This is a genomic window from Pandoraea bronchicola (assembly GCF_902459805.1).
Classification (GTDB): Bacteria; Pseudomonadota; Gammaproteobacteria; order Burkholderiales; family Burkholderiaceae; genus Pandoraea; species Pandoraea bronchicola.
The window spans coordinates 320,363-332,744 of the sequence record NZ_CABPST010000002.1; the positions used below are offsets into that span (position 1 = coordinate 320,363).

Sequence of the window (12,382 nt, forward strand, 5' to 3'; positions counted from 1 at the left end):
CTCGACCTGTGATAGCGGCTACCGGCCATTGGTCCCAGCCCGCGATGGCCGGAATGCGTTGTCATCGGCCGCTCATGAAAGACGGAAACCGGCCATTGGGAGTCTGACGCATTGCCCAACGCCGCGCCGCCGGCAGTCCGGCGGCGGCCTCGTGCGCCAACACCTGCCTGAGCCGTTCGCTCAGATCTGGCACGGCGATCGGCACGAACCCCAGCCGGGCGTAGAACGGCCCATTCCAAGGCACGTCACGAAACGTCGTCAGCGTGAGCGCCACCAGCCCTGTGCGCGCCGCATGCCCGGCTGCCGCCGCCAGCAACGCCCGCCCCAGTCCGCGCAACTGCCAGTCGCGATGCACGGACAATTCCCACACGTGCAATTCGTTCCCAAAAACTTCGCCTTCGAGAAACGCGACAGGCGCGTCATCTTGATCGGCGGCGACCCACGACGCGCCGTGCGCGATCAGTTCACGGTGCCGGGCCACGGACATCCCCTCGCCGTCCGCCAGCCAAGCCAGTTCCGGCAGTGTGCGAAACAATTCGCCCGCACTCCGGTCAACCGGCGGCAGTGCAGGCGCATCGTCTGGCGTTGCGAGGCGAACTCGCGCCACCGGCAGTCTCGTCAAACCACAACCTCCTGCGGTGCCATTTCGGTACCGTACGAGGCCCAGCGCCCATCGGCATCCATCGCCGCCACGGTCGGTTTGCACTGCCCAGCAGTTTCGTCGAGCCCTTGCAGCAACGGGCAACGCTCAAAAAGTTCAGCGATGAAGTCAACAAATACGCGGACTTTGGGCGACAAATGACGATTATGGGGATACACAGCCGAAATCGGCATGGGCGGCGGTTTCCACTGATGCAGCACCTCCACCAGTTGCCCCGATTGCAGATACGGCAACGCCATGAAGCGAGCCAGTTGCACCGTGCCGAAACCCGCCAGCCCCAGTTGCAGATAGGCCTCCGCGTCGTTGACGGCGACCGAGCCCTGCATGTTGATCTCGACTTCCTTGCCGTCCACGAGGAACTGCTCTTCGAGAACACGCCCTGTGCGGCTCGAAAAGTAATGCACTGCCGTGTGCCGCTGCAGGTCGTCGAGCGTATGCGGCATCCCCATGCGCTCAAGATAGGCTGGCGAGGCGCACGTCAGGCTTTGGAACAGACCGACGCGCCGCGCGACAAGACTCGAATCCTGAAGCGTGCCAACGCGCAACACGCAATCGACACCCTCCTGAATCAGATCGACCGGCTTATCGCCCATGCCGACCATGAGCTCGATTTCCGGGTAGCGGTCGTGAAACTCGCATAACGACGGCAGCACCACGAGCTTGCCGAGCGAGCCCGGCATGTCGATGCGCAGTTTCCCGCGCACGCGTTGGCTGCTCTCGCGGAACGACGATTCCGTCTCCTCGATATCGGCGAGGATCCGCAGGCAGCGCTCGTAGTATGCCGCGCCGTCCGGCGTCAGGTTGAGCCGCCGGGTCGTGCGCTGCAACAGCCGCGTGCCCAGATGCGCCTCAAGGTTTTGAATAATCGTGGTCACCGAGGTGCGCGGCAACCCGAGATTGTCGGCCGCGCGCGAAAAACTGTTCGCCTCGACCACTCGCGTGAAGACCTGCATCGCTTGTAAGCGATCCATGATATTTCCCCATTCAAAAGCACTGTTGCACTAGCCGATCCGGCCATTTGCGCCCTCGCTCTCCTTTGCATATGCATATTGGTCGAAGGCATAAGCCAATGCCCATCAGGCCCACACCGATTAGTCGAGTTGGCCGAACAGTGTTGCCAAATTATAGGCGTTTATCCTAATGTCCGTGGCCTCTAGACTTCGCTCCATCGAATGTCATGAGAGGGGTATCGCTCGCGCGAACCCGAAGCCATATGTCAGCCAACGCCAAGCCGCAATCGGGACGATCGGAGCAAACGCACCGCACCGAGGACGGACTGCGCATCGAAGAGGTGAGCATCGCCGGCCATGTCGGTCCGGTGACGCTGCGCCTCTACAAGCCCGTCGCCCCCGCCGCCGCCGGTGCCTCCCGCGACCAGGCCGGTGAGCCCGGTGTGGTCGTGCCCCTCGAGGCGCACCTGCCGAGCGTGCTGTACTTCCACGGTGGCGGTTTCTGCAAGGGCTCGCTCGACGACGGCGACGCGGCCGCGCGTTATCTGGCCTCACACATCCCGGCACTGGTTGTCTCTGTCGGCTATTCGCTCGCACCGGAACATCCGTTTCCCGCCGCGCCGGAAGACGCCTGGTGCGCGGCGCTCTGGCTGCAGCGCCACGCCCGGCGCCATGGCGCCAGCCCGCGCCGGCTGGCGGTGGTCGGTCACGACGCCGGGGGCAATATCGCCGCGGCGCTCACGATGATTTCGCGCGATCGCGGCGAAGTGGCCGTCTCCGCGCAGGTGCTGCTCGCCCCGCTGCTCGATCCGAGCATGACGCGTTTGGCCGACGGCCGCACGCCCAGCGATATCGAAGCGAGCGAGTGCGCCCGGTGCTATCGCGCCTATCTGCCGCACGCCACGCAGCGTCTGCATCCTTATGCCGCGCCGCTCGAATCGCGCCGTCTCGCGGGCTTGCCGCCCACGCTGATCGCGTCTGCCGAACACGACCTGCTGCACGTCGAAGCCGAGAAATACGCCGCCGAGCTCATCGCGGCCGGCGTGCCGACACAGGTCACGCGCCATCGCAGCGCTTCCCATCACGGCCTGGCCGCTCTGCCCGCCGCGTTGCGGGAAGTGGCCGCGTTCCTGACACGCCGGCTGGCGCCCCCCGCCACCGGCTCTACCCAGTGAGTCCATCCGATCCCGGAGATTTTCAAAAATGACCACCCTCGCTCGCAAACCTGTACTCATTGCCGCCGCCGCTACGGTGGCGCTCCTGGCCATCGGCACGCTCACCGTCGTGCGCGTCGACGCCAGCACGCCCGCCGCTCAAGTCATGCCGACTGTGGAAGTGGATGTGGCCGACGTAATCTCGCGCACCGTGACTGACTGGCAGAGCTATTCCGGCCGGCTCGACGCGGTGGATCGCGTCGATATCAAGCCTCTCGTGTCAGGCACCATTACCGCCGTGCATTTCAAGGACGGTCAACTCGTGAAGAAGGGGGATGCCCTCTTCACAATCGATCCGCGTCCGTATGCGGCGGAAGTGGACCGCGCGGCGGCGCAACTCGCGTCGGCGCAGGCCCGCGACGTATTCACGAGCACCGACCTCGCGCGCGCGCAACGCCTGATCGCGGATAACGCCATCGCGAAGAAAGACTTCGACCAGAAGGAAAACGCTGCGCGCGAAGCCGTTGCCAACGTGAAAGCCGCGCAGGCCGCGCTGGAAACGGCCCGCATCAACCTTGGCTACACGCAGATCGTGGCACCGGTGGCCGGTCGCGTCTCGCGCGCAGAGATCACCGTCGGCAACACCGTATCGGCTGGCGCACAGTCGCCTGCGCTGACCACTGTGGTGTCGGTCTCGCCGATCTACGCGGCGTTCGACGTCGACGAGCAGACCTATCTGCGTTATCTGTCGCGCGATACGGCCAAGCCCAGCGGCGTGCCCGTCGATCTGGGGCTGGCCAACGAGTCGGGCTACTCGCGCAAGGGCACCGTGTATTCCGTGGATAACCGCTTCGACACCACGTCGGGCACGATCCGCGTGCGGGCGCGCTTCGACAATGCCGACGGCACGCTTGTGCCGGGCCTGTACGCCCGCATTCGTGTCGGTGGCGGCGAGCCGCATCCGGCCCTGCTCGTGGACGAAGCCGCTGTCGGCACCGACCAGAGCAAGAAGTTCGTGATGGTGGTCGACCCGCAAAACAAGGTGCAGTACCGCGAAGTCCAGTTGGGTGAGCGCCACGGCGGTCTCGTGGAAATCGCCGGCGGTCTGAAGGACGGCGAACGCATCATCGTGAACGGTCTGCAACGCGTGCGTCCGGGGGATGCCGTGTCGCCGAAGACCGTGAAGATGGCGGGCGATACCGGCGACGCTCACGATGTGGCCGCCACCGCTGTCGCGGCCAACGGTGCAGCTACCACCGCGGACAAAACCACCGCACCGGTCACGAACAATACCGACGCCGCACAGAAGACATCGCAGAACAGCAGCAAGGACGGTGCCGCAACGCATTCGGCCGCGACCTCAACGGGTGCGGTGACGAAGACGGCGTCGCGTTGATCACGACCGCACCGTTCATACCGCTCGTAAGCCGCGTGCAGGCACACGTCTCAGTTGCACGCTGAACGACACCCCAGAGTTTCGTCATGAACATCTCAAAATTCTTTATCGACCGACCCATCTTTGCAGGGGTTCTTTCGGTCATCACGCTGCTGGCCGGCTTGATTGCCGTGTTCCAGCTGCCGATCTCGGAGTACCCGGAAGTGGTCCCGCCGTCGGTTGTCGTGCATGCCCAGTACCCCGGCGCCAACCCGAAGGTGATCGCCGAGACGGTGGCCTCGCCGCTCGAAGAGCAGATCAACGGCGTGGAAAACATGCTGTACATGCAGTCGCAAGCCAACAGCGACGGCAACCTCACCACGACCGTGACCTTCCGTCTGGGCACCGACCCGGACAAGGCGCAGCAACTCGTGCAGAACCGTGTCTCGCAAGCGCTGCCGCGCCTGCCGGACGACGTGCAGCGCCTTGGCGTGACGACCATCAAGTCCTCGCCCACGCTCACGATGGTGGTGCACTTGATCTCGCCGAACGATCGCTACGACATGACCTACCTGCGCAACTACGCGCTCATCAACGTCAAAGATCGCCTCTCGCGTATCAAGGGCGTGGGCGAAGTGCAGTTGTGGGGGGCAGGTGACTACTCGATGCGTGTCTGGCTCGATCCGGCCAAGGTCGCCCAGCGTGGCCTGACCGCGTCGGACGTGGTGAAAGCCATTCGCGAGCAGAACGTGCAGGTCGCCGCCGGTGTGATCGGCGCGACGCCGGCCGGCCCGAATACGCCGCTGCAACTGAACGTGAATGCGCGCGGCCGTCTTAACACGGAAGAAGAGTTCCGCGACATCATTCTGAAGACCTCGCCTGACGGCGCTGTCACTCATCTGGGCGACGTGGCCCGCGTGCAACTCGATGCCGCGTCCTACAGCTTGCGCTCGTTGCTCGACAACAAGCCGGCCGTGGGCCTCGGTATCAACCAGTCGCCGGGCGCGAACTCGCTGCAAATCTCGGACGATGTCCGTGCAGCGATGGCCGACCTGCAAAAGGATATGCCGCCGGGCGTGGAGTACCGCATCGAGTACGACCCGACGCAGTTCGTGCGCTCGTCGATCAACGCCGTGGTGCATACGCTGCTCGAAGCCATCGCCCTGGTGGTGCTGGTGGTGATCGTATTCCTGCAAACGTGGCGTGCGTCGATCATCCCGCTGCTCGCCGTGCCGGTGTCGATCGTGGGCACGTTCGCCCTGCTGCTCGGCTTCGGCTACTCGATCAACGCGTTGTCGCTATTCGGGATGGTGCTGGCCATCGGTATCGTGGTCGACGACGCCATCGTGGTCGTCGAAAACGTGGAACGGAATATCGCGGCCGGACTCTCGCCGAAGGAAGCGACCTATCAGGCGATGCGGGAAGTGAGCGGTCCGATTATCGCGATTGCGCTCACGCTGGTGGCCGTGTTCGTGCCGCTGGCCTTCATGTCGGGCCTGACGGGACAGTTCTACAAGCAGTTCGCCATGACCATCGCCATCTCGACGGTGATCTCGGCCTTCAATTCGCTGACGCTCTCGCCGGCCATGGCCGCCCTGCTGCTCAAGGACCATCACGCCAAGCCGGACTGGCTCACGCGTCAGATGAACCGTTATCTGGGTGGGTTCTTCGGTGCGTTCAATCGCGTGTTCCATCGCGGTTCGGAAAAGTACGGTCAAGGCGTGACACGCGTGATCGGTCGCAAGGCCATCATGATGGCGATCTTCGCGGTGCTGCTCGGCATCACGATTTTGCTGGGCAAAGTGGTCCCGGGGGGTTTCGTGCCGGCGCAGGACAAGGAGTACCTCATCGCCTTCGCTCAGTTGCCCAACGGCGCGTCGCTCGACCGCACCGACAAGGTGATCCGCGACATGTCCGCCATTGCCCTGAAAACCCCTGGCGTGAAGAGCGCCGTGTCGTTCCCGGGGATGTCGGTCAACGGCTTCACCAACTCGTCGTCGGCAGGCATCGTGTTCGTTACGCTCAAGCCGTTCGATCAGCGTAAGGACAAGTCGATGTCGGCAGCCGCCATCGCCGCGAAACTCAACGCCGAATACGCGAAGAACAAGGATTCGTTCATTGCCGTGTTCCCGCCCCCGCCAGTGCTGGGTCTGGGTACGCTCGGCGGCTTCAAGCTGCAAGTCGAAGACCGCGGCGCCCTCGGCTACGAAGCGCTGAACGACGCCACGCAGGCATTCATCAAGAAGGCGTCGCAGACGAAAGAACTGGGCCCGACGTTCTCGTCGTACCAGATCAACGTGCCGCAACTGAACGTGGATCTCGACCGCGTGAAGGCCAAGCAGTTGGGTGTGCCGATCACCGACGTGTTCGACACCATGCAGATCTACCTCGGCTCGCTGTATGTGAACGACTTCAACAAGTTCGGTCGCGTGTATCAGGTTCGCGTGCAAGCCGACGCGCCGTATCGTGCACACGCCGACGACATCGGCCTGCTCAAGACCCGCAACAGCAATGGCGACATGGTGCCGCTCTCGTCGCTGGTGAAGGTCACGCCGACGTACGGCCCGGAAATGGTGGTGCGCTACAACGGCTACACCGCTGCCGATATCAACGGCGGCCCGGCGCCGGGTTACTCGTCGGGTCAGGCGCAGGCCGCGGTGGAACGCATTGCCGCAGAAACGCTGCCGCGTGGTGTGAAGTTCGAATGGACCGACCTGACGTATCAGCAGATTCTCGCGGGCGATTCGGCACTGTGGGTGTTCCCGATCTCCGTGCTGCTGGTGTTCCTGGTGCTGGCTGCGCAGTATGAAAGCCTGACGCTGCCGCTGGCCGTGATCATGATCGTTCCGATGAGCATCATGTCCGCGCTGTTCGGGGTATGGCTCACGCGGGGGGATAACAACATCTTCACGCAGATCGGTTTGATGGTGCTGGTGGGGTTGTCGGCGAAGAACGCCATTCTGATCGTGGAATTCGCCCGGGAACTGGAAATGCAAGGCCGTAGCGCGGTCGCTGCCGCTATCGAGGCAAGCCGGCTGCGTCTGCGCCCGATTCTGATGACGTCCATCGCGTTCATCATGGGTGTGGTGCCGCTGGTGACGTCGAGCGGTGCGGGTTCGGAAATGCGTCATGCCATGGGCGTGGCCGTGTTCTTCGGCATGATCGGTGTGACCGGTTTCGGTCTGATCCTGACGCCGGTGTTCTACGTGCTGCTCCGTACGCTGGCTGGCAAGAAGCCGCTGCACAGTGCGCACGCGTCGACCATGCCCGCCAACGTCAAGGCCGAAGTCTGAAGGATGCCAATCATGCAATCGCAATGGATTAAACGCAGTCTGGGTGTCTCGACTCTGCTCGCCACGCTGCTGGTGGTGGCGGGCTGCTCGATGGCCCCCACCTACGAAGTGCCGCAGGTCACCGACAAGGGCACGCCGACGGCATTCAAGGAAGCCGCACTCCCGGCCGGCGAGGCCGGGACGTGGAAGACCGCCGAGCCCGCCGAGGCCGTGGCGCGCGGCGAATGGTGGAAGGTGTTCGGCGACGCCACGCTCGACAAGCTCGAGGAAGACGCGCTGTCCGCCAACCAGAACCTGAAGGCCGCCGCCGCCCGCGTGCAAGAAGCGCGCGGCGTGCAGCGTCAGGCCCGTGCGGCACTGTTCCCAACGCTCGACGCCGGGTTCGGCCCGACGCGTCAGAAGATCTCGCCCGCCTCGCAACTGCAGCCGGACGGCACGAACATCGCGCCTTACACACTGTGGCGTGCACAGGCGAGCGTCGGCTATGAAGTCGATTTGTTCGGCCGTGTGTCGGATAACGTCGCAGCCGCCCGTGCAGACGCCGAGCAAAGTGAAGCGCTGTACCACTCGGTGCAGCTCGCGCTGCAAGCGGATGTTGCGCAGAACTACTTCAATCTGCGCGAACTCGACGCCGAACAGGCCCTGTACACGCAAACGGTGACGCTGCGCGAAGAGGCCCTCAAGCTGGTGCAGCGACGCTTTACCGAGGGCGATATCGGCGAGCTGGACGTCGCGCGCGCCAAGGCCGAACTGGCCACGGCGCAATCCGACGCGCTGGCCGTCGCACGCCTGCGTGCGGCGTCCGAGCACAGCCTGGCGATTCTGCTCGGCAAGACGCCGGCGGAATTCACGTTCACGCCCTCGCCGCTCGTGCCGGTCACGGTCCGCATTCCGGCGGGCCTGCCGTCTGCCCTGCTCGAACGGCGCCCGGATATTGCAGCGGCCGAGCGTGCGATGGCGGCAGCGAACGCGCGCATCGGAGTCGCGAAAGCGGCGTTTTTCCCGTCGCTCTCGCTGACCGGTTCGGGCGGGTTCGAAGCCGCCACGCTGGGTGACTTGTTCAACTGGTCGAGCCGCACATTCCTGCTCGGCCCGGTGGTGGGCGGCCTGCTGTCGATGCCGATCTTCGATGGCGGTGCGCGCAGCGGCAATCTGTCGCGGGCCCGTGCGCAGTACGAAGAGGACGTGGCCAACTATCGTCAACAGGTACTCGTGGCGTTCCAGGAGGTCGAAGACAACCTGTCGAACCTGCGCCTGCTTGCGGCACAAACCCGTGCGCAGGACGACGCCGTGAAATCGTCGAACCGTGCCGCGCAACTCTCGCGCACGCAGTATCAGGAAGGCTCGATCGCATATCTCGACGTGATCGACGCCGAGCGCACCGTGCTGCAATCGCAACGCAGCGCTGTCCAGCTCGCCGGCGCGCAGGCCGTATCGACCGTCAACCTGATCCGTGCCCTCGGCGGCGGCTGGGGTGATGTGCCGGCGGCCAACGCACCCGCCACACCGGCAGCACCGGCAGCGGCACCGGCGCCTGGCGGCAACGCCACCGTGGCCGCTCGCTAAATGAAGTCGACGTAAGGCGATAGAACGTCAGCAAGACAGGCGAGACGGCCCTGTGTATCGGACCGTCTCCGCCATCGGACGCATCGAACCGGCGGCTGCGCTCGTGTCCCCCAAGACGAGTGGCACGCCGACCCGCCCCCGACGCGCGCCAAGCACGCCGCCGGTTTCGATGCACCCGGTCGCCCGTCAGTTAGTTTTGGAAAGGTTTCTTCCCTGCGTCCCTGCTTACCCGGCGCATGCCTGAATCGGCATGGCCGGGCTTTTTTTTGCTCGGCGATGGTAGGATGGCCTCACGGTTTTGCTTTCGCCAGACCTTGCACCCTGCGCGAGGCGGGCGAATTTGACGACCGTCACTGGCAAGTCATCTCGAATGCTTCCCCCGCGTTCGGTCCCTGGACCTGACGACAAGGAGTGCGAATAATGAAGATGCGCAAGACGCTGTCGCTTTGCCTCGCCGCCGCCATGGCGGTTTCCTCCTCTCTGGCCCTCGCTCAGGGCGGACCACCGCAGCGCGGTGGCCCGGATGATCGGGGCGGCCCGCCGGAACAACGGCCGGGTGGGCCTCACGGCGCTCCGCCGGGACACGGCCCGCAGCACGGTGGACCGAGGGGGCAACACGGTGGACCGCCGCCGCGTGGTCCCGCAGAAGACACCTGGCAACATCCCGACTGGCGCAAGGGTGATCGCGTGCCGCAGCAGTATCGCGACCGTCAATACGTCGTCGAGGACTATCACCAGTACCGCCTGAACCCGCCCCCACGCGGTTATCACTGGGTTGGCGTGGGCGGCGACTTCCTGCTCGTGGCCATCGGCACCGGGTTAATCGCGCAGATTGTGATCGGCGGCGGACGCTGATTCCCACCGTCTGTCCCTTAAGACGGGCGAAATCCGACTGACTCGCCAGTCTTGCGGCAGGGCCCGCCCCCCTGCCGCACGCCTTTCCGGTGCTTCTCCTGCCCCCCCGCCTGCGTCCGCCCCCTAGCGTTTGCCTCAGCAAGGCTCGCGCCTTTGACGTCTCGTTTTCCTGGATTTGGTGCACCATTTCGCCGCCAGGTGAGGGGCATCGACGACTTCGCTGCGCCGCAACATTAAAATCACGGCCTCCTCTTCCCCCAATCCATCGATATACGATATATCATGCACAAAATATCAAAACGTCGCCCTAAATCGGTGCGGCCGATGGAGAGGGACGATATGGCAATGACTCGACGTGACTTGAGGGATTGGCTGGCAGGTTTTCTGCCTGCCGTGGTGGCGGTGCACTGGCGAGAACGACTTCGTGCGGGCATCGGCGCGCTGTGCGGGATCGGGCTGACCGGTGGCCTGACGCTCTGGATGCTTGGCTCCGCCACCTACGTCCCTTGGCTGGTCGCCCCGATGGGTGCGTCGGCCGTGCTGCTCTTCGGCGTGCCGGCCAGTCCCCTCGCCCAGCCCTGGTCGATCCTCGGCGGGAACCTGGTGTCGGCCGTCGTGGGCGTAACGTGCGCGACGTTCATCCCGTCGCCGGTTGTGGCCGCCGCCACTGCGGTCGGTGTCTCGATTGCGTTGATGTTCACGTTGCGCTGCGTGCATCCGCCATCGGGCGCCGTTGCGCTGACGGCCGTGCTCGGCGGCCCGGCCGTTCACTCGCTCGGCTACGGCTTTGTGCTGGAACCGATCGCGTTGCAATCGGCACTGCTGCTTGGCGCCGCGATCGGGTATCACGCGCTCACGGGTCATCGCTATCCGCATGCCGTTCGCGCTCAGGCCCCTGCCCGTCCCGTCAATGCGGCGGCCATTCCGGTCACGACTGCCGACGCCGAAAAGGCGCTCGCCCGTCGCAGCGAACTGCTCGACATCTCCGCTGACGACCTGGCCAGCCTGCTGCGCGATACCCAACGCGAGGCCTACGCGCGACGCGCCCGCGAGCTGACCTGTGCCGACGTCATGTCTGCGCCGCTGGCGAAGGTGCAGGCGGACGACGAAGCACCGGCTGCCTGGCGTCTGTTGCAACGCCACGGGCTCGAAGCGCTTCCGGTCGTTGACGGCGACGCCCGGGTGATCGGACTGGTGACGCGTCACGACCTTCATACGCGTCGCGCACGACGTCAGCATTGGCCACGTTTCGGCGTCTCAATTGGTGCGGGTCAACGCCCGGCAGTGCGCGATCTCATGCAGGGGAACGTGAAGGCCGCCACGGCCGGCATGCCGCTCTCGGAATTGGTGCCGCTTCTCATGACGCAACGGCACGGCACACTGCCCGTGCTGGACGAAGCCGCCCGGCTGGTGGGCGTCGTGACGCATGCCGAAGTCCTGCGCAAGGTCATGGCCGCCTGAAGCGCCACCTGCCCGCGACGCGCATCGAGCGTCGCGGGCGTCAACCCTCGCCCTTCGGCCGCGTCCCCCCTCGCTTCATGTCTCTCTGCCGACATCGGCGCACCCGCGCCAACGCAAGCTACGCAATTGTCACTCCTGAGCCGATCTGCAAGAATGGCGGCGTCGTGACGCATCGGCGCCTGACAGCTTCGATCAACGAAGCGATATTCGCTCAAGGGGAAACATGGAACCGATTACGTTCAAGCAGTGTTTCAAAGGAGCATGGCGCGACGGCTTCAACGCATTACGCAATCGTCCCTTGCTATGCCTGACGATTGCCGTCGTCTTACTTGTCACGTCGGCGCTTAGCGTCTCACTCAAGCAGCTCGCCCTCACCGCGTCGCAAAGCGGCGAACCGGCCGTTTTCCGGCTGCGCCTCGCGCTCATGTCTTTCGGTGTGGTGTCAGTGAACATCGTGGCGTTCTCGGTACTTGCCATTCATGTCATGCGGTACACGATTCTCGGCCCCGCTGCTGCCCGGCAAGGTCATTGGTACCGACGCGATCTCTGGCGTTATCTCTGGACATCGATCCAGGTCTGCGTGAGCATCGCCGTCGTGTGGTTCATCGCGGCTTTCTGTGTCGCACTTGCCTTGCGCGCGGCGGGACACGGCAATTCCTACGCAGCACTGGGTACGTTTTTCGTTCTGTTGATGTGCGCGTTGCTCTTCGTGGTGATTCGCGTATCGCTGATCTTTCCGCAGATTGGCGCGGGACGCAGCAAGCGCTGGCGCGCAGCGTGGCAAGACTCCCGCGGTCACTTCTGGGCGATGTTCGGTACCACGTTTGTCACAATCCTGCCGTTGATCGCCGCTGGCGTGATCATGACGATTCTGTTCGGCGTGGTTCTGCATTACATCCCGACCGCCACGACCGTCGTGCTTGGCACGCTGATTCTGCAAACGGTGCTGTCCATTGCGTGGATCGCCGTCGCCACCGGCGTCTCCGGCTGGCTCTACCACCGCTTCGCCGACCGTTTGCTGACGCTCGACGATGCGCCGGATGACGTCTGAGGCGCACTCGCCGCGC

9 protein-coding genes are annotated in these 12,382 nt (G+C 64.5%); 7 read left to right on the forward strand and 2 right to left on the reverse strand.

All coding sequences use genetic code 11. The features are described from left to right. Positions 1–61 precede the first annotated feature (61 nt). Positions 62–622 carry a GNAT family N-acetyltransferase gene (locus tag PBR20603_RS05570; protein WP_246174412.1) on the reverse strand — a complete coding sequence of 187 codons (561 nt, stop codon included), beginning with the start codon at positions 620–622 and terminating at the stop codon, positions 62–64. Next, entirely contained in the window at positions 619–1,632 is a 1,014-nt protein-coding gene (locus PBR20603_RS05575) for a LysR family transcriptional regulator (RefSeq protein ID WP_150558556.1), read from the reverse strand. The genes PBR20603_RS05570 and PBR20603_RS05575 overlap by 4 nt, the downstream gene beginning before the upstream one ends. Positions 1,633–1,874: 242 nt before the next feature. On the opposite strand from PBR20603_RS05575, the gene PBR20603_RS05580 reads away from it, so the two are divergent. From PBR20603_RS05580 to PBR20603_RS05610, 7 genes are all read left to right on the forward strand, one after another. Continuing rightward, a complete protein-coding gene (locus tag PBR20603_RS05580; RefSeq protein ID WP_150558557.1) occupies positions 1,875–2,786 on the forward strand; it encodes an alpha/beta hydrolase in 912 nt (303 codons plus the stop codon). A gap of 28 nt (positions 2,787–2,814) precedes the next feature. Continuing rightward, complete coding sequence (locus PBR20603_RS05585; RefSeq protein WP_150558558.1) at positions 2,815–4,161, forward strand: efflux RND transporter periplasmic adaptor subunit; 1,347 nt, start codon at positions 2,815–2,817, stop codon at positions 4,159–4,161. 86 nt (positions 4,162–4,247) lie between these two features. Continuing rightward, a complete protein-coding gene (locus PBR20603_RS05590; protein WP_150558559.1) occupies positions 4,248–7,433 on the forward strand; it encodes an efflux RND transporter permease subunit in 3,186 nt (1,061 codons plus the stop codon). Between the two features lie 12 nt (positions 7,434–7,445). Beyond that, positions 7,446–8,999, forward strand: coding sequence for an efflux transporter outer membrane subunit (locus tag PBR20603_RS05595; RefSeq protein WP_150558560.1), 1,554 nt, complete (start codon positions 7,446–7,448; stop codon positions 8,997–8,999). A 420-nt stretch (positions 9,000–9,419) separates the two neighbouring features. After that, positions 9,420–9,854 carry an RcnB family protein gene (locus PBR20603_RS05600; protein ID WP_150558561.1) on the forward strand — a complete coding sequence of 145 codons (435 nt, stop codon included), beginning with the start codon at positions 9,420–9,422 and terminating at the stop codon, positions 9,852–9,854. Positions 9,855–10,199: 345 nt separating this feature from the next. Continuing rightward, positions 10,200–11,315 (forward strand): HPP family protein, encoded by a 1,116-nt coding sequence (locus PBR20603_RS05605; RefSeq protein ID WP_174977791.1) that lies wholly within the window; start codon positions 10,200–10,202, stop codon positions 11,313–11,315. Between the two features lie 223 nt (positions 11,316–11,538). Then, positions 11,539–12,366, forward strand: a complete 828-nt coding sequence (locus PBR20603_RS05610) for a hypothetical protein (protein ID WP_150558563.1) — start codon at positions 11,539–11,541, stop codon at positions 12,364–12,366. The last annotated feature ends 16 nt before the right edge of the window (positions 12,367–12,382 follow it).

What these genes read in the sequence shown, in the direction of transcription:
- PBR20603_RS05575 (WP_150558556.1), bottom strand. Translation starts at nt 1,632, where the DNA reads ATGGATCGCTTACAAGCGATGCAGGTCTTCACGCGAGTGGTCGAGGCG.
- PBR20603_RS05580 (WP_150558557.1), top strand. Translation starts at nt 1,875, where the DNA reads ATGTCAGCCAACGCCAAGCCGCAATCGGGACGATCGGAGCAAACGCAC.
- PBR20603_RS05585 (WP_150558558.1), top strand. Translation starts at nt 2,815, where the DNA reads ATGACCACCCTCGCTCGCAAACCTGTACTCATTGCCGCCGCCGCTACG.
- PBR20603_RS05590 (WP_150558559.1), top strand. Translation starts at nt 4,248, where the DNA reads ATGAACATCTCAAAATTCTTTATCGACCGACCCATCTTTGCAGGGGTT.
- PBR20603_RS05595 (WP_150558560.1), top strand. Translation starts at nt 7,446, where the DNA reads ATGCAATCGCAATGGATTAAACGCAGTCTGGGTGTCTCGACTCTGCTC.
- PBR20603_RS05600 (WP_150558561.1), top strand. Translation starts at nt 9,420, where the DNA reads ATGAAGATGCGCAAGACGCTGTCGCTTTGCCTCGCCGCCGCCATGGCG.
- PBR20603_RS05605 (WP_174977791.1), top strand. Translation starts at nt 10,200, where the DNA reads ATGACTCGACGTGACTTGAGGGATTGGCTGGCAGGTTTTCTGCCTGCC.
- PBR20603_RS05610 (WP_150558563.1), top strand. Translation starts at nt 11,539, where the DNA reads ATGGAACCGATTACGTTCAAGCAGTGTTTCAAAGGAGCATGGCGCGAC.